Source organism: Streptomyces sp. CRN 30 (assembly GCF_034105845.1).
In genome coordinates, this window is sequence record NZ_JAVRHI010000215.1 from 25,089 (window position 1) to 46,855 (window position 21,767).

Consider the following 21,767-nt stretch of genomic DNA (forward strand, 5'->3'; position numbering starts at 1 on the left):
CCGTGACGACTCACAAGGGAGCACGGCGCCCCGTCCCTTTCCCTCGCACCACCCCCGCATGAGGAGTCCCCGTGGCCATCTCGGTCTTCGACCTGTTCTCGGTCGGCATCGGCCCGTCGAGCTCGCACACGGTCGGCCCGATGCGCGCCGCACGCATGTTCGCCCGCCGCCTGCGGAACGAGGAGCTGCTGGCCTCCACCGCCCGGGTCCGCGCGGAGCTGTACGGCTCCCTCGGCGCGACCGGCCACGGCCACGGCACCCCCAAGGCGGTGCTGCTGGGCCTCACGGGCGACTCGCCGCGCACGGTGGACGTGGAGACGGCGGACGACCGGGTGGAGCGGATCAAGGAGTCGGGCCGGCTCACCCTGCTGGGTGACCACGAGATCGCCTTCACGTACGACGACGACCTCGTCCTGCACCGCCGCGAGACGCTGCCCTACCACGCCAACGGCATGACCCTGTGGGCGTACGACGCGCAGGGCGCCGAGCTGCTGGCGAAGACGTACTACTCCGTGGGCGGCGGCTTCGTCGTCGACGAGGACGCGGTGGGCGCGGACCGCATCAAGCTCGACGACACGGCCCTGAAGTACCCCTTCCGCACGGGCGACGAGCTGCTGCGGCTGACGAAGGAGACGGGCCTGTCCATCTCCTCCCTCATGCTGGAGAACGAGCGCGCCTGGCGCACCGAGGAGGAGATACGCGCGGGGCTGCTGGAGATCTGGCGGGTGATGCGGGAGTGCGTGGCCCGCGGCATGTCCCGCGAGGGCATCCTGCCGGGCGGCCTCAGGGTCCGCCGCCGGGCGGCCGTCACGGCCCGCCAGCTGCGCGCCGAGGGCGACGCGCCGGCCCGCTCCATGGAGTGGATCACCCTGTACGCGATGGCCGTGAACGAGGAGAACGCGGCGGGCGGCCGGGTCGTCACGGCCCCGACCAACGGCGCCGCGGGCATCATCCCCGCGGTCCTGCACTACTACATGAACTTCGTGCCGGGCGCGGACGAGGACGGCGTGGTCCGCTTCCTGCTGGCCGCCGGCGCGATCGGCATGCTGTTCAAGGAGAACGCCTCGATATCCGGCGCGGAGGTCGGCTGCCAGGGCGAGGTCGGCTCGGCCTGCTCGATGGCGGCGGGCGCGCTGGCCGAGGTCCTCGGCGGCACACCGGAACAGGTCGAGAACGCCGCCGAGATCGGCATGGAGCACAACCTCGGCCTGACCTGCGATCCGGTCGGCGGTCTGGTCCAGATCCCGTGCATCGAGCGCAACGGCATGGCCGCGGTCAAGGCGGTCACGGCGGCCCGCATGGCGATGCGCGGCGACGGCTCCCACAAGGTGTCCCTCGACAAGGTCATCAAGACCATGAAGGACACGGGCGCGGACATGTCGGTGAAGTACAAGGAGACGGCGCGGGGCGGGCTGGCGGTCAACATCATCGAGTGCTGACGGAGCGGCCGGGAGAAGCGCCGCGCGACTTTGAATGATTCGGGGGCGCTCACACGTACGACAACGTACACATCCCCCCATTGCACTGCGCAGAGGAGTTCCCCCCGCATGCTCCGCGGCATAGATGTCAGCTCGTACCAGTCCCACTCCTACGGCACCGACGGCCTCCACTTCGTCTTCGTCAAGGCGACGGAGGGCCGGTCGTACGTCAACCCCAAGCTCACCGCCCAGACGAAGACCGCCCGCGACGCCGACTGCGTCGTCGGCTTCTACCACTTCCTGTGGCCCGGCAACATCGACGCCCAGGCCGCGTACTTCGTCTCCAAGGCCCCGGAGCGGGCGGGTGACGTCCTCGCCTGCGACTGGGAGACCACGAGCAGCGGCACCCGCGCGAGCAACGCGGAGAAGGACCGCTTCATCCGCGAGGTGAAGAGACTCCGGCCGGGCAACAAGTGCGTGCTCTACTGCAACCGTGACTTCTGGCTGAACGTCGACACCACCTCGTACGCCGGCGACGGCCTCTGGATCGCCGATTACGTGGGCGCCGGCAAGCCGCGCGTCCAGGCGAAGTGGCTCTTCCACCAGTACACGGACGACCCGGTGGACAAGAACGTGGGCCAGTTCTCCAGCGAGGCGGCCCTGCGGCAGTGGGCCGGGGCCGCCTGAGCGGCGCACCGGCCCACCGGACCACAGGACCACAGACAGGACCGGACCACCGGCCCCGGGCGGACTTACCCCCGGAACTCCGGCTTCCGTTCCGGTGACGCCTCCGCCAGTGCCTTGGTGACGGCCTCGACGCCCTCCCGGAGGCCGTAGACCGGGGTGTCGGGCTGCTGGCGCCAGGACTCGTCCAGGGGGCCGGCGTCGACGGTGTCGAAGCCCAGTTCGTGGATCAGGGCGCGGACCCGGGCCTTCGCCGCCTCGTCGTCGCCGGCCACCGGGAGGGCCAGGCGGTCGGGGGCGCCCTCGGGGCGGTGGCGGTCCAGGATGTCCTGGGCGTAGGTGCCGTTGAACGCCTTGACGACCGTGTGGCCGATCCGCTGGGCGACGTACTGGCTCTCCGTCAGGCCCTCGTCCTCGATCGCGGCGATCCTGCCGTCCCGCTGCTTCGGGTAGTAGTTGTTCGTGTCGATCACGGCCACGTCCTCCGCCGCCCCGGTCAGGAGCCCGGACGGCAGGTCGGCGACCGCCTTCAGCGGGACGGTGACGACGACCACGTCGGCGCCGCGCGCCGCCTCCTCGACGGGGACGGGGGTCGCGCCCGTCTCCCGGGCGAGCTCGGTGAGGGTGTGCGGCCCCCGCGAGTTGGCGACGGAGACGTCGTGGCCGAGTGCCGTGAGCCGCCGGGTGAGGTTGCCGCCGATGTTGCCCGCTCCGATGATGCCGATCTTCATTGACTGACCCTTTCGGATGGGTGTCTGCCTGGAACGCCCTTCGGTCCCCTTTTTCTACCTTCGGGCGCCGTCCCTGGGCAGCACCAACTCCCGGAAGCGGGCAGGTATTCCGGAGGGGCACCCCCGCACTGCGCGGTGGGTGCCCCTCCGGTTGCGGCTCACTTGTTCAGGTGGATCCAGAACTCGTCGAACGACAGCAGCTTGTCGCCGTCGATGTCGCGGGAGGCTATGAGGGCCTCGGCCACCGACTCGGTGACGTTCCAGTCGCCCTGCTGGGCCAGGGCGGTCTTGAACTCGGCCGCGGTGATGAACCCGTCACCGTCCTTGTCGATCCGCCCGAAATGTGCGCGCGCTTCCTCGATGTCCGCCACCGGACCGCCCCTCGTCTCGTGCTCCTGCTGTCGTAACTGACGCCGGCCAGGTTAACCGCCCGCGGAGCGGCCCACGCTCGTGGCCGGCGCCGTCCCCTCAGGGCGTCGGAAACGCCCTAGCGGAAGACCCCGGTGTGGCCGAGCGAGTAGCGGCCCGGCTGCGGGTAGACCGCGAGGCCGTGCGGGCCGTTGCCGACGGGGATGCGGGCCAGCTGCCTCCCGGTGCGGGTGTCGATCGCGTACACCTCGGCGTCGTACCGGCCGGACAGCCACAGGACCTTGCCGTCGGCGGAGACGCCGCCCATGTCGGGGCTGCCGCCGTCGGGCAGGCGCCACTTCTTGGTCAGCCTGTTGCGGCGGAAGTCGAAGACGGAGACGCTGCCCTCGCCGCGGTTGGAGACGTACATCTCGCGGGAGTCACGGCTGACGTACAGGCCGTGGCAGCCCTTGCCGGTGGGCAGCAGCTCCGGCGTGGCGAACGTCTCGCCGTCGAGGACCCACATGCCGTGGGCCATCATGTCGGCGATGTAGAACCGCTTGCCGTCCGGGGAGAGCTTCACGTCCTGCGGCATGGCGCCCTCGAAGGGCAGCCGCTGCTTGGCGACCACCTTCATCCGCTCGGTGTCCACCTTGAGCAGTTCGCCGCTGAACTCGCAGGAGACGACGAAGTACCGGCCGTCGAGGGAGAAGTCGGCGTGGTTGACGCCGTAGCAGGCGACCGGCTCCGTCCTGACCTCCTCCATGGTGTGCGCATCGCGGAAGACCAGCTCGCGGTCGAGGGAGGCCATCACGACGGCGTACTTCCCGTGCGGGGTGAAGTAGAGGTTGTACGGGTCGTGGACCTCGACCGGCTTCCCGGCCCGGCCCGTCCGCGGGTCGATGGGGGTGAGGGTGTGGCCGCGGTTGTTGTTGACCCAGAGGGTCTTCAGGTCCCAGGAGGGCACGACGTGCTGGGGCTGGCGGCCGACCCGGATCGTCTCGATCACCTCGTACGTCCTCGGGTCGATGACGGAGACGGTGTCGGACTCGGAGTTGGGGACGTAGACGCGGGACGGGAAGTCCCGGACCACCGGGGAGAGCCGGTTCGGGCGGTCGGCGGCGTAGACGTCCCGCGGATCAAGGACGGGCGGCATGCCGGGCAGGCCGCGCACGGCCGGGGCCCGCCCGGACTCACGGGCGGCCCGGGCGGTCGTGCGGGACTCCCCGGCACGGTCGTCGGCCCCGGTGCCGCAGGCGGCGAGGGCGGTGAGGGCGGTGGCGGCGATCAGGGCGCGCCGGAGGAGGGTGCGCCCGGGGGTGGCGGCAGAGGGCGCGGAAGGCGCGAGCGGGGTCACCCGCACCATTCAAGACCGTTCCGTACCGTGATGCGGCGATTGATCCGTGTGCGCCGTGTACGGGTCGCGGCTCGCTCAGGCGCCGCTACCGGTCCGCCACGCGCATCTCGAACCACGTCGTCTTGCCGCGGGGCAGCAGGTCGACGCCCCAGCGGTCGGAGAGCTTGTCGACGAGGAAGAGGCCGCGGCCGCTGACGTCCAGCTCCTGCACCGGCATCAGACAGGGCAGGCCGCGGGAGGGGTCGCGGACCTCGACGCGGATCCAGCCGCGACGGTGGCGCATCCGGAGGCCGAAGACACGGGCGCCGGTGTGGCGGACGGCGTTGCCGACGAGTTCGGAGACGAGGAGGACCGCGTCCTCGGTCATCCTGGGACCGAGGCCCCACTGGCGCAGCAGCACGACCTGGGCGAGGCGTCGTGCGGTGGCCGCGGATTCGGGGCGGGACGGCAACGGGACCTCGCTCTCCGTGGGGTCCCCGAGCAGTTCCAGGGCTTTCAGCGCCTGTTCGTCCTCGACCGCAGGCGACCAGCGCGCCGCGGTCGCACGTCCGTGCTGCCGCGGCTGTTCGATACCTTCCAGCCCCGCCATGCCCCCCATCATGGCCGCCCGGGGCACGACCCGGGGCCGTTCCGGAGGAATGGCTCCCTCGGAACCATCCGTTCCGAGGGGCTGCGCAGGCATATGCCGCAGGCAGGAAACATCTCATAAAAGCATCGGTGAGCTGGGGCGACAGCTTGCCGTCCGACGGCCGGGCCCGGCGCGGCGCCATCATTCCTTAAGACTGGCTTAAGGTACCTATAAACCGCCCTATCGGGGGATTACGAGTATGACGGGGCGTCAACGCGAGCCCGGGAGCCCGCGGCCTCACACGAACTTCGCCTTGCCCGGGCCCTCCTCCACGAAGCTGCGCATGCCGCGCTCCCGGTCCTCCGTCGCGAACAGGCCGGCGAAGGCGTTGCGTTCGATCGTGAGCCCGGCCTCCAGGTCCGTCTCCAGGCCGGCGTCGATCGCCTCCTTGGCCGCGCGCAGCGCGAGCGCGGGTCCCCGCGCCAGTTCGGCCGCCCACGCGTGCGCCCGCGCGTACACCTCCCCGGCGGGGACGACCCGGTCGACCAGGCCGAGGGCGAGCGCCTCGGCGGCGTCGACGACGCGGCCGGTGAAGACGAGGTCCTTGGCCTTCGACGGACCGATCAGCCGCGCCAGCCGCTGGGTGCCGCCCGCGCCCGGGATCAGGCCCAGCTTGATCTCCGGCTGCCCCAGCCTGGCGTTCTCCGCGGCGACGCGGTGGTCGGCGCAGAGCGCCAGTTCGCAGCCGCCGCCCAGCGCGTAGCCGTTGACGGCGGCGACGACCGGCTTGGGGATGCGGGCCACGGCACTGAAGGAGTCCTGCAGGGTCCGGGAGCGCGCGACCATCGCCGCGTGGTCCATGGCCTGCATCTCCTTGATGTCCGCGCCGGCCGCGAACACCTTCTCGTTGCCGTGGAGCACGACCGCGCGCACGTCGTCGCGGCGCGCGGCCTCCTCGGCGAGCTCCTTCAGGCGGTCCTGGGTGGCGATGTCCAGCGCGTTCATCGGCGGCCGGTCGAGACGGAGGGTGCCGACGCCCTCGGCGACTTCGAGATGCACAGTCATGGGGGCAGGTTAACGGCCACTAACGACAGCGGACCCCGATGGATCACGCCTTCCAGTCCTCCCAGCGCATGTTCCATCCGTTGTACCCGTTGTCGGGGGCGACGGTCGCGTCGTTGGAGTTCTTCACGACCACCACGTCGCCGATCATCGAGTTGTCGTAGAACCAGGCGGCCGCGGTCGTGGGGTCGTAGCCGCCCCGCACGTCGCGCAGGCCTATGCAGCCGTGGCTGGCGTTGTAGTAACCGAAGGCGCCGCTCCAGTAGTTGCCGTGGATGAAGGTGCCGGAGGTGGTCAGGCGCATGGCGTGCGGGACGTCCGGTATGTCGTACTGGCCCGCGTAGCCGACCGTGGCTCCGTTCATCCGGGTCACCTCGTAGCGCTCACTGATGACCATCTGACCGTTCCAGGTCTCGTAGCCCGGCGCACCCGTGGTGACGGGGAGGGTCTTGAGGACCTTGCCGTCCCGCTCGACGATCATCTCCTTGGTGCTGACGTCGGCGGTGGAGATCTGGCTGCGGCCGATCGTGAAGGAGATCCGCTCCGTCTGCTTCCCGTAGACGCCGGAGCGGCCCTCGACGCCGTCCAGGTTCAGGTCCACGGTCACCTTCGTCCCGGGCTTCCAGTAGCGCTCGGGGCGGAAGTCGATGCGGTTCTCGCCGAACCAGTGGCCCACGACCTCGACCTCCGGCTCGGTCTTCACCGTGATCGCCCGCTGCACGTCACCGGGTTCGGTGATGCCCTGGTCGAAGGTGAGCGAGAACGGCATGCCGACCCCGACCGTGGCCCCGTCCTCGGGCACGGAGGCGCCCTCGAAGGTCTTCTCGGGCTTCAGCGTGGTGAAGGCGGACCGCTCCGTGGCCTCGCGGCCGTCGGTGTCCTCGGCCACGGCGTGGACGGTGTACTCGGTGGCCGACCTGAGGTGGCCGGACGGCGTCCAGGCGGTGCCCTCGCCGGTGATCCGTCCCTCGACCTCGTTGCCCTCGGAGTCCTTCACCTCGACCCTGGTCAGCCTGCCCTCGGCGGCGGTGACCTCCACGGCGCCGGTGGTGTCCACCGCGCCCGCGCCGTTCTTCGGGGCTATCGTCACCACGGCCTTCGAGGTCTTGGGCGCGTCGTCCCCTGAGCACGCGGTCGCCGCGAGCAGCAGCACGCCCAGTACCAGCGCCAGGGCGCCCCGTATCCCCCGCCCGCGCGCCCGCGCCACCCGGTCCCCCGGTGCCCGCGCGCCAGCCGCCCCCGCCCCCATCGGTCGCCCGTTCACGTTCGCGCCTCCCCTCGCACGGCCCGTTCAGGTCCGTACGCCCACGCGTCCACGGCGCGTTCCCGCCCCGTGCCGCCCCCTTGGTGTCCACCCCTGTGTCAGTGCTATATCGGGTTACGTCACCGCGCCACCCGCTTTCCACTGCTTCCACCCCATGTTCCACCCTCCGAGCCCGTTGTCTGGAGCGACCTTTTTGTCATTGCTGTTGACGACTTCGACGACGTCCCCGACGAGGCTGCGGTCGAAGAACCAGCCCGCCGGGGTGCCGGAACTGCCGCCCTTCACATCGCGCAGGCCGACACAGCCATGGCTGACATTGGCGTTGCCGAAGACGTCCGGGGCCCAGTAGTTGCCGTGCAGGAAGGTGCCGGAGCCGGTGAGCCGCATGGCGTGCGGGACGTCCGGGATGTCGTACTCGCCCTTGCCGTCGGCCCGCTTGAAGCCGACCGTGGCGCCGTTCATCCGGGTCATCTCGAGCAGTTCGGTGACGACCATCTTCCCGTTGTACGTGGTGGTCCTCGGCGCCCCCGCCGTGATGGGCAGGGTGGCGAGGAGCCCGTCGCCGCGCCGCACCCTCATGGTGTGGGCGGCCGCGTCGACGAGGCTGGTCTGGTGGCGGCCGACGGTGAACGAGAACGTCCGGTGCTGCAGCCCGTACACACCGGGCGCGCCCTCGACGTCGCGCAGCCGCAGCCCGACGGTGACGCGGGTGCCCGGCCTCCAGTAGTGCGCGGGCCGGAAGTCCAGGCGGCCCGCGCCGAACCAGTGCGGCCGGATGTCGACGGCGGGCCGGGCGGTGACGCGGACGGCCCGTTCGACGGCGGCCCGGTCGGCGATGCGCCGGCTGAACTGCAGGGAGACGATCATTCCGGTGCCGACGGTGGACCGTTGTTCCGGTACGACGTAGGCGACGAAGCGCTGGTCGGGCACGTACGTCGTGAAGGTGGTGTGCCGTGCCGAGCGGCGCCCGTGCCCGTCCAGGGCGACCGCGTCCACGGTGTACCGGGCGGCCAGTGCCAGCCTGCCGGAGCCGGTGGGGCGCCAGGACGCCCGGTCCACGGAGAAGGTCCCCGGCACGGGTGTCTCCTGGGCATCCTGGGACCGGACGACCTTCACGGACTCCAGCCGGCCGTCCGGCACCCGCACCTCGAACCGCGCGCCGGCGCGGACGCCCTCGCTGCCGTCCCCGGGTGTGACACGGATGCTGTCCCGCGGCGCCCCCGGCTCGCCGACGATTCCGTCCGGCACGCAGCCGGCGGCCCCCGCCAGGAGTCCTGCCCATGTCAGTACGGCGGCCAGCACGGCCCCGGCGCGCCCCGCGCGCGTGTGCAGATGCTTCACGTGCGGCCCAACGACGGCGTGTGCCCCCGGGAAACGTGAGTGCGAGCCACGCCCTGGGCAGAACACTGGGGAGGACGACACGACGGCGGGCCGCGTCCGCGAGCGAGCCGGAGGGGCGCGCCGGGGTCGTCAGGGGTGAGAGCGTCGTACGCCCGCGGGACCGGGCGGGTCACCCCTGCGGCACCGGCGACGGCGTACCGGAGACGGACGGCGCACCGGGACGTACCGCCGCCCGCCCTTGTGTCCGTGCCGTGCCGCCCGAGCCGCAGGAGGCCCTCAGGTGTCGAGCCCGCCCGAGCAGGAGGCGGTCCGGGAGCAGCCCGGACCGGCCGCGCACCCGGCCGCCGTGCCGGACGGTGCGCGGAGCACGGCCGCCCCGGTGCCCGTCCGGCCGGGTGCGCCCACCCCGCTCGGGGCGCGGTACCGGGTGGGCGCGGACGGGGTCGCGGGCACCAACTTCGCGCTGTGGGCGGGCGGGGCGGAGGCCGTGGAGCTGTGCCTGTTCGCCGCGGACGGCGCGGAACGGCGGCTGCCGCTGACCGAACTGACGCACGAGATCTGGCACGGCTTCGTGCCCGGGGTGGAGCCCGGGCAGCAGTACGGCTACCGCGTGCACGGCCGCTGGGACCCGTGGACCGGCGCCCGCTGGAACCCGGCGAAGCTGCTCCTCGACCCGTACGCGCGTGCGATGGACGGGGAGTTCGCGCTGCCGCCGGAGGTGTACGGGCACGTGCGGGACTGGCCCGAGCAGCACGTGGCGGACACGGTGCGCGACGACCGGGACTCGGCGCCGCACGTGCCGAAGGGCGTCGTGGTCCACGACGACGCGCCCGACGACGAGTGGACCGACGACCGGCGCCCGAAGACGCCGTGGGCGGACTCGGTCATCTACGAGCTGCACGTGCGCGGCTTCACCGCACGCCACCCCGGGGTGCCCGAGGAGCTGCGCGGCACGTACGCGGGGCTCGCGCACCCGGCCGCGATCGAACACCTCGTGAAGCTGGGCGTGACGGCCGTGGAGCTGCTGCCGGTGCACCAGTTCGCCCACGAGGACCACCTGCTGCGGAGGGGCCTGCGCAACCACTGGGGGTACAACTCGATCGGCTACTTCGCCCCGCACGCGGCGTACGCGGCCTCGGGGACGGCCGGGCAGCAGGTCGGCGAGTTCCGGCGGATGGTGCGGGCACTGCACGCGGCCGGCATCGAGGTCATCCTCGACGTGGTCTACAACCACACCGCCGAGGCGGGCGAGTTCGGGCCGATGCTGTCGCTGCGCGGGATCGACAACCGCGGCTACTACCGCCTCCAGGCGGACCCCCGCCGGTACGCGGACTACACCGGCTGTGGCAACACCCTGCACGTGGTGCAGCCGCACGTGCTGCGCCTCATCACGGACTCGCTGCGCTACTGGGTGACGGAGATGGGCGTGGACGGCTTCCGCTTCGACCTGGCCGCCGCGCTGGCCCGCTCGATGCACGACGTCGACATGCTCTCCCCGTTCCTCGCGGTGATCGCCCAGGATCCGGTGCTGCGACGGGTCAAACTGATCGCGGAGCCCTGGGACGTGGGCGCGGGCGGCTACCAGGTGGGCGCCTTCCCGCCGCTGTGGACGGAGTGGAACGACCGCTACCGGGACGCGGTACGGGACTTCTGGCGGGGCGCGCTGCCGGACGTACGGGAGATGGGGTACCGGCTGTCGGGGTCGAGCGACCTGTACGCGTGGGGCGGCCGGCGCCCGTACGCGTCGGTCAACTTCGTCACCGCGCACGACGGTTTCACCCTGCGCGACCTGGTGAGCTACGAGCGCAAGCACAACGAGGCGAACGGCGAGGGCAACCGGGACGGCACGGACGACAACCGGTCCTGGAACTGCGGCGTGGAGGGCGAGACCGACGACCGGCACGTCACCGCGGTGCGGCGGCGGCAGCTGCGGAACCTGCTGACGACGCTGCTGCTGTCGACGGGCGTGCCGATGCTGGTCGCGGGCGACGAGATGGGCCGCACCCAGGGCGGCAACAACAACGCCTACTGCCAGGACAACGAGACCGGCTGGGTGGACTGGTCGCTGCTCGAGGATCCCGGCTGGAAGGCGCTGCTCGACCTGACCTCCCGCCTCCTCGCGCTCCGCCACGCACACCCGGTGCTGCGCCGGCGGGCGTTCTTCTCCGGCCGGCCGCACTCCTCGGACGGGCTGCGGGACCTGGCGTGGTTCACGGCCCGGGGCGCGGAGATGACGGAACAGGACTGGTACGCGCCGGCCGCGACGCTGGGCATGTACCTCTCCGGCCGCGACATACCCGGACGGGACGAGCGGGGCGAGAAGGTGCTGGACGACAGTTTCCTCGCCGTCCTGCACGCCGGGGAGCGCCCGGTGCGGTTCCTGCTGCCGGGGGCGCCGTGGGCGGAGCGGTACGAGGTGGTCGTCGACACCTCGCGGGAGGACCAGTCCCGGGCGCCGGACGGGACGCACCCGGCGGGGGCGGCGATCACGGTGCCGGCCCGGTCGGTGCTGCTGCTCAGGGTCGCCGGCTGAGCTCCGTCCCGCCGCTCCCGTCGAACGAAAACTCGGTGGGCAGTGTCGGTGCCGGTCCGTAGGCTCCCCCCTGATGCCCACGACACCCGCACTCGCCGACGACCGCTCCACCGTCCGTACCCTGCTGCGCCTGTGGCCGTACGTGCGGCCGGTACGCGCCAGACTCCTCACCGCCGCCGCCGTGGCGGTCCTCGCGTCCTGCATCGGGCTGGTGATCCCGCTCGTCCTCAAGTGGCTGGTGGACGGGCCGGTCGCCGAGCGCGACCCGCGGGGCGTGTGGCTCGGGGCGCTGTACCTGCTGCTGCTCGGGCTCGCCGAGGCGGGGCTCTTCGGGCTGCGGCGGTGGCTGGTGGCGCGGCCGCTGGCCGGTGTGGAGGCGGGGATGCGGGCGTCCCTGTACCGGCACCTCCAGCGCGTGCCGATCGCCTTCCACGACCGCTGGGCGTCGGGACAGCTGCTGTCGCGCTCCACCACGGACCTGATGCTGCTGCGCATGTTCCTCGCCTTCCCCCTGACGTTCCTGCTGGTCAACGGGGTGACCATCGTGGTCGGCGTGATCATCATGCTGCTCATGGACTGGACGCTCGGCCTGGTGATCCTGATCCCGGCCGTCCCGGTGATGATCACCTGCATCGTCTTCGAGAAGCGCTACGCCCAGGTCGCGCGGCGCGCCCAGGACCAGGTCGGCGATCTGACGACGGTCGTCGAGGAGAGCGTCCTCGGCATCAGGATCATCAAGGGGTTCGGCCGCCACCGCAGCCAGGCGCGGGCCTTCAAGGAGCTGTCCCGGACGCTGCGCGGCACCGAGCTGCACAAGGCACGGCTGCTCGCCACGATATGGGCCGTGATCGTCACGCTGCCCGAGCTCGCCATCGGCGCGGCCCTGGTGCTGGGCACCGTGCGGGTGTCCGACGGCGCCCTGTCGGCGGGCACGCTGGTGGCCTTCCTGTCCACGGCCCTCGCCCTGCGCTGGCCCGTGGACTCCATCGGCTTCCTGCTCGCGATGACGCAGGAGGCGGCGACCGCCACGGAGCGGTACTTCGAGGTGATGGACGCCGAGCCGGAGTCGGGCACGGCCCCCGCCCCGGCCGCGCCCACCGCCGCGGCCCACCGGAAGGACGCGCGCCACGGGGACGACGGGCTGCGCTTCCACGCCGTGCGGTTCCGCTACCCCGACGCCCCGCGGGACGCGCCGTACGTGCTGGACCGCATCGACCTGCACATACGCCACGGTGAGTCGATGGCCCTGGTCGGCGCCACCGGCACCGGCAAGACCACGCTCACCGCGCTGATCCCCCGGCTGCACGAGGTGACCGAGGGCCGGATCACGCTCGACGGCGAGGACATCACGGCGATGTCCCGCGAGGAGCTGCGAGCCAAGGTCGCCGTCGCCTTCGAGGAGCCGACCCTCTTCTCCGCCGGCGTCGGCGAGAACGTGCTGATGGGCGCCGCCGGCGAGGCCGGCCGGGCGGAGCTGGACCGGGCGCTGGCCGTCGCCCAGGCCGACTTCGCGCACACGCTGCCCGAGGGCACCGACACCCAGGTCGGCGAGCAGGGGCTGAGCCTGTCCGGCGGCCAGCGGCAGCGGCTCGCGCTGGCGCGGGCGGTCGTCGGCCGGCCCCGTTTCCTCGTCCTGGACGACCCGCTGTCCGCGCTGGACGTGCACACCGAGGCCGCCGTCGAGACCGCCCTGCGCCGGGTGCTCGCCGACACCACCGCCCTGATCGTGGCCCACCGCCCGTCCACGGTGCTGCTCGCCGACCGCGTCGCCCTGCTCTCCGGCGGCCGCATCACCGCCGTCGGCACCCACCACGAACTGCTGCGCACCAACGCCGAGTACGCCTGGCTCATGTCGGGCGCGGACCACGCCGCCGACGGGCCGCCCGGCACGTCCGTCGCCGGCGCCGGCGCCATGGAGGAAGCCCACCGATGACGACGCCCACGACACCGGCGCCGGCCGCCACCGGCCACGACGACCCGGACGACACCCGGGCGGCGCACGGCACCGGCGACCCCTTCGACAGCGATGTGCTGCCCACACCCCCGGGCGCCACGGCCGCGCTGCTGCGCTCGCTGCTGGCCCCGATGAAGGGCCGCGTCGCCGTGACGACGACCGTGCTGCTGGTCCAGCAGGCGGCGGTCCAGGCGGGCCCGTTGCTCGTCGCGTACGCCATCGACAGCGCCGTGCCCGCGCTGCGCCGCGACGACCACGGCCCGCTGGTCCTGGTGGCCGTCGCCTACCTGCTGTGCGCGCTGGCCTCCGGCGGGCTGCAGTACCTGTTCATCCGCGTCGCCGGCCGGGTCAGCCAGGACGTGCTGCTCGACCTGCGCGGCCGGATCTTCCGCCACGCGCAGGCGCTGAGCGTCGACTTCCACGACCGGTACACCTCGGGGCGGCTGATCTCCCGCTCCACCACCGACGTGGAGTCGCTGCGCGAACTGCTGGACGAGGGACTGCAGGAACTCGTCACCGTCATCCTGTCGTTCGTCTACATCACGGTCATGCTGCTCTGGCTGGACCTCGGCCTGGGTGCGGCCGCGCTGGCCTCCCTCGTCCCGCTCTATCTGCTGGTACGGCTCTACCAGCGGCGCGCGGTCCGCGTGTACCGGCTGCGCTCGACCGCCATCGCCGCCGTCATCGTGAAGTTCGTGGAGACGATGAACGGCATCCGCCCGGTGCGCGCCTTCCGCCGCGAGGCCGCCAACGACGCCGAGTTCGGGAAGCTGAACCACCGCCACGAGCGCACCAACGGCGACGCGATCCTGGAGATGGCCCGCTATGTGGTCGGCTCCCGGCTGGTCGCCAACACCGCGGTCGCGGCCATCGTGCTGTGGGGCGCCTACCGGGTGGCGGACGACGCGCTGGCCCTCGGGGTGCTGGCGGCCGCGGTGCTGTACCTGCGCCGGCTCTACGACCCGATCGACCGGCTCGGCATGTTCCTGAACTCGTACCAGTCGGCGGCGGCCTCGCTGGAGAAGATCGCCGGGCTGCTGGCGCAGGCACCGTCGGTGCCGGAGCCCGAGGTGCCCCTGGCCCTCCCGGCCCTCGCGTCCGAGCACCCGGGCCGCGAGGTCGTCTTCGACGGCGTCCGCTTCGCCTACCGCACCGGCGGCGAGATCCTCCCCCGCTTCGACCTCACCCTCCCCGCCGGGCAGACGGTCGCGGTCGTCGGCTCGACCGGCGCCGGGAAGTCCACCCTGGCCAAGCTGCTCGCCCGCTTCTACGACCCCACGGACGGCCGGGTACTGCTCGACGGCGTCGACCTGCGCGACCTCGCCGTGTCCGAGCTGCGGCGCGGCGTGGTCATGGTCACCCAGGAGGCGTTCCTGTTCTCGGGCACGGTCGCCGAGAACATCGCCATCGGCCGCCCCGACGCGACCGCTGAGGAGATCGAGGAGGCGGCCCGGGCGATCGGCGCGCACGCGTTCATCAGCGAGCTGCCCGACGGCTACGACACCGACGTGCGCAAGCGGGGCGGCCGGATCTCCGCCGGGCAGCGCCAGCTGGTGGCGTTCGCGCGGGCGCTGCTGGCCGACCCGGCCGTGCTGATCCTCGACGAGGCGACCAGCTCGCTGGACATACCCGGTGAACGGGACGTGCAGCGCGCGATGCTGACCGTGCTCAAGGGACGCACGGCGGTCGTGATCGCCCACCGGCTCTCCACCGTCGGTATAGCCGACCGGGTCCTGGTGATGGAGCACGGACGGATCGTCGAGGACGGCTCCCCGGCCGACCTGATCGCGGGCACCGGCCGCTTCGCCGACCTGCACCGGGCCTGGCAGGACAGCCTCGCCTGATCCGTCCCGGCTACTCCTCCCGCCCGGCCCCGTACACGAACTCGGTCCGGTCCGGGTGCAGGACCAGCTCCACCGGCGGGCGGCCGTCCCAGGTGTGGCCGGGGCCGTGGTGGTGGCGGGACTCGTAGTGCCAGGCCAGGTTCCCTGCGATCAGGTGGCCCACCGCCTCCAGGTACCGGTCCAGGTCACCGCCGAGCCCATGGTGCCGGTAGCGGGCGCGCAGGGTCCGGCAGGCGCGGGTGTACTCGTCGTCGGCGTCCGCGACGCGGCGCAGCAGGACGTCGACGGCGGCCTGGACCGTCAGGCCCTGGTGCCGCATCAGGGACAGCAGCAGGTTGAGGCCGTCGCCGGTGCGGAGCTCCCCGCGCAGGCCGAACAGGTCGTCGACCAGCACCATGTGCGTGCCCGCGACGCGCCACAGGCCGGCCAGGTCGGCGTCCCGCTCCATCAGCTCCGTCAGGTCGATGCCGAGACCGTGCTCGAGGGGCAGCAGGACCGTCTCGCCGCCGGTGCACAGGCGGCGCAGCGGGAAGCACACGTCGGGGTGGACGGTGTGCCCGCCGGCCCGCAGGGAGCTCTCCATGACGAGGGCCTCGGCCCAGCGCCGGTGGGCGCGCGCGTGCCGGCGGCGCAGCCCGGCCGTCATCGCCCCGGTCAGCTCGGCCCGGGCGTCCTTGTACGCGGTGGCGTACGGGCTGGTGTCGTCGCCGGTGCCGTCGAGCATCCGCAGCAGGTCGTCGTGGGCCTCCCACTCCTGCGCCGCCGGGTCCGCGAAGGCGGACAGCAGGGTGTACAGGCGGCTGATGGAGGTCAGCGCGGTGGGGCGGGCGGTGGGGTAGCACCAGCACACCCAGCGGGGGATCCGCCGCGCGAGGAACGTCTCCCTGCGTGGTCCGCCGGTGAAGGGCACGGCGTGCGCGAGCCAGGTGTCCTCGGCCTCGGTCAGCGCGGCGTGCGCGGGGTGCAGTCTCGCCCGGCCGGGGTGCGGGAGGGTGCCGATGCGGATGCGCGTCGCGGCGGCCGGTGAGGTCTCGCGGATGGGCCGGGTGATCATCGTTCTTCCCCTGCTCGCCGGGGTCTGTCCACAGGCTCCGAGCCTGCCAGTCCGCCCCGGTGACCAGCAGGGCGGCCGACGCGGCGCACGGGGCGCGGGCGCGGCTCAGCACGCCGTGACGTACCCCCGCCCACGCCGATGCGGTACCTCTGTCCCCTTTGGTCCCCTTGCGTCCTGGCCGTACGTCAGTCCGGCACTCGTACAACTCGGGGTACCGCCCTAGGCTTTGGCCCCATGCCCCACACGGATGGCCGACCCCCACACGGCCCCTTCGACGACGCCCCCGCACCCACCCCCTCCCCGGACGGCCCCTTCCCCGACGGCCCCTTCACCTACGAGCAGGTCGGCGCGACCCTGTCCGGCCACTGCCCGCCCGGCTTCCACCCCCTGGAGGTACGCACCCGCATCGGCGAGGGCGAGGACGTCTTCGAACGCGCCTCCCGGGCCGTGCTGACCTGGGAGCTGCACCGGGCGATCGGCGTGGGCGTCGAGGCCGCCGCCCCCGAGGCCGCTCCCGGGGTGGACATCACGGTCACCCTCGCCGGCCTGATCAAGGCCCCGTGCCGGGTGGTCTGGACGCTGGACGAGCCGCGTCGCCGCGGATGGGCCTACGGCACCCTCCAGGGTCACCCCGAGTGCGGCGAGGAGGCCTTCGTGGTCACCCGTACAGGGGACGGGACGGTCTGGCTGACGGTGACGGCGTTCAGCCGTGCGGCCAAGTGGTACGCCCGGGCGGGCGGGGCGGCGACCCGGGGACTGCAGCACGCGTACGCGCGACGGTGCGGGACGGTGCTGCGCGGGCTGTGCGCGGAGATCCAGGACTGACGCCCCGGACACGGCGGGCACGGCGGGGGCGCACCGCGGCGCGGTGCGCCCCCGCCGTCCCGGCTCAGCGCAGGAGCACGCCCGCGCCCTCCCCCGACTCCTCCGACGGCACCGCCAGCAGCCCGAGCTCCGCGGCCGAGGCCAGCAGCGGGTGGGCCGGCAGCACGCGCACGGTGTACCCGAACGGTCCGGTGCGGTCCAGGGACAGCGGGCCCTCGTACACCCACCGGCCCTCCGTGTCCGGGCCGCCCGTCGGCTTCAGCGGCACGCACTCGGCGTCCGCGATGCGGTCCTCCCCGTCCACCCGGCCCGACACCGCCTGCACCTCGACGTCGTCGGGGGCCAGCCCGCCGAGCCCCACGAGGACCCGCAGCGACAGGGTGGTGCCCAGTTCCGCCGTGGTGGTCACCGCGGAGGTCTCGACGTGGTCGACCGTGACGTCGTGCCAGGCGTCGCGCACCCGGCCCTTCCACTCGGCCAGGTCGCGGGCCGCGTCCGGGGTGAGCGCGCGGTGGGAGCGGGCCGCGGGCGCGTACAGGCGCTCCACGTACTCGCGCACCATCCGCCCGGCCAGCACCTTGGGACCGAGGTGGGTCAGCGTCTGGCGGACCATCTCGATCCAGCGGTCGGGCAGCCCGCCCTGGCCGCGCTCGTAGAAGCGCGGCGCGACCCGCTTCTCCAGCAGGTCGTACAGGGCGGAGGCCTCCAGGTCGTCCCGGCGGTCCTCGTCGGTGGCCTGGCCGTCCGCGGTGGGGATCGCCCAGCCGAAGTCGGGCCGGAACCATTCGTCCCACCAGCCGTCCAGGACCGACAGGTTCAGACAGCCGTTGAGGGCCGCCTTCATCCCGCTCGTCCCGCACGCCTCCAGCGGCCGCAGCGGGTTGTTCAGCCAGACGTCGCAGCCCGGGTACAGCTTCTGGGCCATCGCCATGCCGTAGTCCGGCAGGAAGACCAGCCGGTGGCGTACGCGCGGGTCGTCCGCGAACCGGACCAGCTCCTGCACCAGCCGCTTGCCGCCGTCGTCCGCCGGGTGGGCCTTGCCCGCCACCACGATCTGCACCGGCCGCTCGGAGTCGAGCAGCAGGTCCAGCAGCCGGTCGCGGTCGCGCAGCATCAGGGTGAGGCGCTTGTACGAGGGCACGCGGCGCGCGAAGCCGATGGTCAGCACGTCGGGGTCGAGCACCCCGTCGATCCAGCCGAGCTCGGCCGTACCCGCGCCGCGCTGCCGCCAGGACGCGTACAGCCGCCGCCGGGTCTCCTCCACGAGCTGTTCGCGCAGGGAGCGCCTGAGTTCCCAGATCTCCTGGTCGGGGATGTCGGCGACGGAGTCCCAGCGTTCCGAGCCGCCGACCGTGAGGGCGTCCTCGGTGCGCTGCGCGCCGATCTGCCGCGCGCCGAGGCGGAACACCTCGGGGGCCACCCAGGTGGGGGCGTGGACGCCGTTGGTGACGGAGGTGATGGGCACCTCGTCCGCGTCGAAGCCCGGCCACAGTCCCGCGAACATCTCCCGGCTGACCTGGCCGTGCAGCAGCGACACGCCGTTCGCGCGCTGGCCGAGCCTGAGGCCCATCACGGCCATGTTGAACAGGTTCGGCTCGCCGCCGGGGTAGGTCTCCAGGCCGAGCCGGAGGATGCGTTCCACGTCGATGCGGGGCAGCTCCGCGTCGGGGCCGAAGTGGCGGGCGACCAGTTCACGGTCGAAGCGGTCGATGCCGGCGGGGACGGGCGTGTGGGTGGTGAAGACCGTGCCCGCCCGGACCGCCTCCAGCCCCGCGTCGAAGTCCAGCCCCTGGTCGTGCAGCTCGGCGATGCGCTCCAGGCCGAGGAAGCCCGCGTGGCCCTCGTTGGTGTGGAAGACCTCGGGCTCCGGGTGGCCGGTGAGCCGGCAGTACGTCCGGACCGCCCGCACACCCCCTATGCCGAGCAGCATCTCCTGGAGCAGCCGGTGCTCGCTGCCGCCGCCGTACAGCCGGTCGGTGACGCCCCGCTCGCCGAGGTCGTTCTCCTCGACGTCGGAGTCGAGGAGCAGCAGCGGTACGCGCCCCACCTGGGCCTGCCAGATCCGGGCCCGCAGGCTGCGCCCGCCGGGCAGCGCGAGGGAGACCTGGGCCGGTGTGCCGTCGGCCTCCCTGAGCGGCACCAGCGGCAGCTCGTTGGGGTCCAGGACCGGGTAGTGCTCCTGCTGCCAGCCGTCCCGCGACAACGACTGGCGGAAGTAGCCGTGCCGGTAGAGCAGGCCCACGCCGATGAGCGGGACACCGAGGTCGCTGGCCGCCTTCAGGTGGTCGCCGGCGAGGATGCCGAGACCGCCGGAGTACTGCGGCAGGGCCGCGGTGATGCCGAACTCGGGGGAGAAGTACGCGACGGCGGCCGGGAGGCCGCCGGATTGCGCCTGGTACCAGCGGTCCCCGCCCACGTAGTCCCGCAGGTCGTCGGCCGCGGCACCCAGACGGCGCAGGAAACGCCGGTCCTCGGCGAGTTCCGCGAGGCGGTCGGCCGGAACGCTGCCGAGGAGCCGTACGGGGTCGCCGCCGGACGCGGTCCAGCGGTCGGGATCGACGGACTGGAAGAGATCACGGGTCTCCGCGTGCCAGGACCAGCGCAGGTTGCGCGCCAGTTCGCTGAGCGGGTGAAGGGCTGCGGGGAGGACGGGTCGTACGGTGAACCTGCGAATCGCCTTCACTTAAGCTTCCACCTTCATGGAGGACGTGCGCGGCCGAGGGGCCCACACCGCTGTGTGCCCCTTCGTCGTCACTGTCGACCGTAGCGGCGCGAGCGCCTCCACAACCACGGCGCATCCGTACCCCGTGTTCCCGCCCGGCCAGCTTCCCGGTGCTTTTTTCGTCCGGATGTCGCCGCAACCTTCACACGGCTTTCACCAGGGATATGGCCGATTCCGCCCCGCCACCCGGCCTTGTGGGGCCCCACAGCGCACGAGAGGCTGCCCAGTGGCGTACCGGCCGTTTTGACCGGAGTCCGGTGAAAGGCGCCGTCGGTACGCCGAGTTGAGGAGGGGAACTCACCATATGACCAAGACCGGAATCCGGCGTCCACGCCGGGCGGCGGGCCTGACGGCGCTCGCCCTGGCCGCGGCGCTTTCGGCCGTCACTCCGCCGGCGTACGCCGCGCCCCAGGGGCGGATACTCGGCACCGGCGACCCCGGATCCGTGAGCGGCAGTTACATCGTGACGCTCAAGGGCGGGACCCGGGCCCGTTCGGCGGCCGGCCACGACGTCGCCGAGGCGTACGGAGCGCGAATAGGCCACACCTACAGCTCGGTCCTGAACGGCTACTCCGTGACGACCGGGGAGCGGCAGGCACGGGAGCTCGCGGCGGACGCCCGCGTCGCCTCCGTCACGCAGGACACCCGAGTGGCCTACGACCACGTCCAGAGGAACCCGCCCTCGTGGGGCATCGACCGGATCGACCAGCCGGACCTGCCCCTGGACGAGAGCTACGACGCACCCGAACCGGAGGGCGCGGGCGTCACCGTGTACGTCATCGACACCGGCATCCGGGCGACCCACGAGGACTTCGGCTCCCGGGCGAGCAGCGGCTGGGACTTCGTCGAGGACGACGCGACCGCCCAGGACGGCCACGGGCACGGCACCCATGTGGCGGGCATCATCGCGGGCACCACGTACGGCGTCGCCAAGAAGGCGCGGGTGGTCGGGGTGCGCGTCCTCGACGACGCCGGTTCGGGCACCACCGCCCAGGTCATCGCGGGCATCGACTGGGTGACCCGGAACGCGCGCAAGCCGGCCGTGGCCAACATGAGCCTGGGCGGTTTCGCCAACGCCCAGCTCGACGCGGCCGTCCGTACCTCGATCGCGTCGGGTGTCACCTTCGCGGTGGCGGCCGGCAACGACGGCATCGCGGCCGACCTCTACTCGCCCGCCCGTGTCAAGGAGGCGATCACGGTCGGCGCCACCGACGACGGGGACCGGCGCGCCCCCTTCTCCAACTGGGGACCGTCCCTGGACGTCTTCGCGCCGGGCGTGTCGATCACCTCCGCGTGGAACACGAGCGACACGGCGAAGGCCACCCACGCCGGTACGTCGATGGCGACCCCGCACGTCACGGGCGCTGCCGCGCTCCGCCTAGCCGCCCATCCGGGTGACACCCCGGCGGAGGTGAGCGATGCGCTCGCAAACGCCGCCGTGGCGGGGAAGGTAACGGCTCGCGGCATCGGATCACCGGATCGACTGCTCCAGGTGAACAGCCCGTAACGCCTGGGGATTTCCACGCATTACGGGGTAGGCGACACCGGTCTCGTCCGCACGGACGAGGCCGGTCTTGTGTGTAGACATACGCGTGAGTAGTTAACAAAGTGCCGGAATGCCCACCCGCATAGGGTGGGAAGGCTCCTCCGGTACGCCCCCAGGTGCCATCTCCCCACCCCCTCGCCGGTTACGACGTTGACGCGGACAGGAGCGGTCATGCCCGCCACGCACCACTCGGCAGCACCTCCGACGACCAGCACCACCCCGGGGCCGCGTGTGCCCCGGGCGAGTGCCGGCCCGCCCTCCGCGGAGCCGGCCCTCCCCCTGATCGGCCGGATACCCGTCCTCGACGTCCGGCCGATGGTCCAGCACGGGCGGCGGCCGGCCAAGGCCGTGGCGGGTGAGGAGTTCGAGATCTCCGCGACGGTGTTCCGGGAGGGGCACGACGCGGTCGCCGCGGACGTGGTCCTGACGGATCCCCAGGGGCGTACCGGGCCGTGGACGCCGATGCGGGAGCTGGCGCCCGGTACCGACCGCTGGGGCGCCACCGTCGCGCTGCCC

Annotated in this window: 16 protein-coding genes and 1 pseudogene; 8 read left to right on the forward strand and 9 right to left on the reverse strand. The window is 72.6% G+C overall.

Annotated features, from left to right (window positions below; all coding sequences use genetic code 11):
- Window positions 1-71 precede the first annotated feature (71 nt).
- Together UW392_RS23080 and UW392_RS23085 are read left to right on the forward strand one after the other, a co-directional pair.
- Window positions 72-1,439 carry an L-serine ammonia-lyase gene (locus UW392_RS23080; protein WP_320776991.1) on the forward strand — a complete coding sequence of 456 codons (1,368 nt, stop codon included), beginning with the start codon at window positions 72-74 and terminating at the stop codon, window positions 1,437-1,439.
- A gap of 108 nt (window positions 1,440-1,547) precedes the next feature.
- A complete protein-coding gene (locus UW392_RS23085; protein ID WP_320776992.1) occupies window positions 1,548-2,105 on the forward strand; it encodes a glycoside hydrolase family 25 protein in 558 nt (185 codons plus the stop codon).
- A gap of 65 nt (window positions 2,106-2,170) precedes the next feature.
- On the opposite strand, the pseudogene UW392_RS23090 reads toward UW392_RS23085, so the two are convergent.
- The 7 genes and pseudogenes from UW392_RS23090 to UW392_RS23120 form a co-directional block, all read right to left on the reverse strand.
- A pseudogene (locus UW392_RS23090) lies at window positions 2,171-2,854 on the reverse strand (NADPH-dependent F420 reductase); the annotation flags it as partial.
- A gap of 137 nt (window positions 2,855-2,991) precedes the next feature.
- Window positions 2,992-3,204, reverse strand: coding sequence for an EF-hand domain-containing protein (locus UW392_RS23095; RefSeq protein ID WP_320776993.1), 213 nt, complete (start codon window positions 3,202-3,204; stop codon window positions 2,992-2,994).
- Window positions 3,205-3,320: 116 nt separating this feature from the next.
- Window positions 3,321-4,547, reverse strand: a complete 1,227-nt coding sequence (locus tag UW392_RS23100) for a YncE family protein (protein WP_320776994.1) — start codon at window positions 4,545-4,547, stop codon at window positions 3,321-3,323.
- A 76-nt stretch (window positions 4,548-4,623) separates the two neighbouring features.
- Window positions 4,624-5,127 carry an ATP-binding protein gene (locus tag UW392_RS23105; protein ID WP_320776995.1) on the reverse strand — a complete coding sequence of 168 codons (504 nt, stop codon included), beginning with the start codon at window positions 5,125-5,127 and terminating at the stop codon, window positions 4,624-4,626.
- A 276-nt stretch (window positions 5,128-5,403) separates the two neighbouring features.
- The gene (locus UW392_RS23110; RefSeq protein ID WP_320776996.1) at window positions 5,404-6,171 is read right to left on the reverse strand and encodes an enoyl-CoA hydratase/isomerase family protein; all 768 of its coding nucleotides are present in this window, start codon (window positions 6,169-6,171) and stop codon (window positions 5,404-5,406) included.
- Between the two features lie 43 nt (window positions 6,172-6,214).
- Window positions 6,215-7,432, reverse strand: coding sequence for a L,D-transpeptidase (locus tag UW392_RS23115; protein WP_414496627.1), 1,218 nt, complete (start codon window positions 7,430-7,432; stop codon window positions 6,215-6,217).
- Window positions 7,433-7,546: 114 nt separating this feature from the next.
- Entirely contained in the window at window positions 7,547-8,773 is a 1,227-nt protein-coding gene (locus UW392_RS23120; RefSeq protein WP_320776997.1) for a L,D-transpeptidase, read from the reverse strand.
- Between the two features lie 280 nt (window positions 8,774-9,053).
- On the opposite strand from UW392_RS23120, the gene glgX reads away from it, so the two are divergent.
- The 3 genes from glgX to UW392_RS23135 all read left to right on the forward strand — a co-directional run bounded on the left by glgX (window position 9,054) and on the right by UW392_RS23135 (window position 15,104).
- Window positions 9,054-11,306 (forward strand): glycogen debranching protein GlgX, encoded by a 2,253-nt coding sequence (glgX, locus tag UW392_RS23125; RefSeq protein ID WP_320776998.1) that lies wholly within the window; start codon window positions 9,054-9,056, stop codon window positions 11,304-11,306.
- Between the two features lie 73 nt (window positions 11,307-11,379).
- Window positions 11,380-13,239: an ABC transporter ATP-binding protein gene (locus UW392_RS23130; RefSeq protein ID WP_320776999.1), complete on the forward strand. Its 1,860-nt coding sequence runs from the start codon at window positions 11,380-11,382 to the stop codon at window positions 13,237-13,239.
- On the forward strand, window positions 13,236-15,104 hold the full coding sequence (locus tag UW392_RS23135; RefSeq protein ID WP_320777000.1) for an ABC transporter ATP-binding protein: 1,869 nt from the start codon (window positions 13,236-13,238) through the stop codon (window positions 15,102-15,104). Before UW392_RS23130 ends, UW392_RS23135 begins: the two co-directional genes overlap by 4 nt.
- A 10-nt stretch (window positions 15,105-15,114) precedes the next feature.
- On the opposite strand, the gene UW392_RS23140 is transcribed toward UW392_RS23135, so the two are convergent.
- Complete coding sequence (locus UW392_RS23140; protein ID WP_320777001.1) at window positions 15,115-16,158, reverse strand: terpene synthase family protein; 1,044 nt, start codon at window positions 16,156-16,158, stop codon at window positions 15,115-15,117.
- A 234-nt stretch (window positions 16,159-16,392) separates the two neighbouring features.
- On the opposite strand from UW392_RS23140, the gene UW392_RS23145 reads away from it, so the two are divergent.
- Window positions 16,393-16,983, forward strand: coding sequence for a DUF1990 domain-containing protein (locus UW392_RS23145; protein ID WP_320777002.1), 591 nt, complete (start codon window positions 16,393-16,395; stop codon window positions 16,981-16,983).
- Between the two features lie 64 nt (window positions 16,984-17,047).
- On the opposite strand, the gene glgP is transcribed toward UW392_RS23145, so the two are convergent.
- Window positions 17,048-19,666: an alpha-glucan family phosphorylase gene (gene glgP / locus UW392_RS23150; RefSeq protein ID WP_320777003.1), complete on the reverse strand. Its 2,619-nt coding sequence runs from the start codon at window positions 19,664-19,666 to the stop codon at window positions 17,048-17,050.
- Between the two features lie 343 nt (window positions 19,667-20,009).
- On the opposite strand from glgP, the gene UW392_RS23155 reads away from it, so the two are divergent.
- Both UW392_RS23155 and UW392_RS23160 read left to right on the forward strand, forming a co-directional pair.
- Window positions 20,010-21,212: a S8 family peptidase gene (locus tag UW392_RS23155; RefSeq protein WP_320777004.1), complete on the forward strand. Its 1,203-nt coding sequence runs from the start codon at window positions 20,010-20,012 to the stop codon at window positions 21,210-21,212.
- 210 nt (window positions 21,213-21,422) lie between these two features.
- On the forward strand, window positions 21,423-21,767 hold a 345-nt coding region (locus UW392_RS23160; RefSeq protein WP_320777005.1), incomplete at its 3' end, for a maltotransferase domain-containing protein.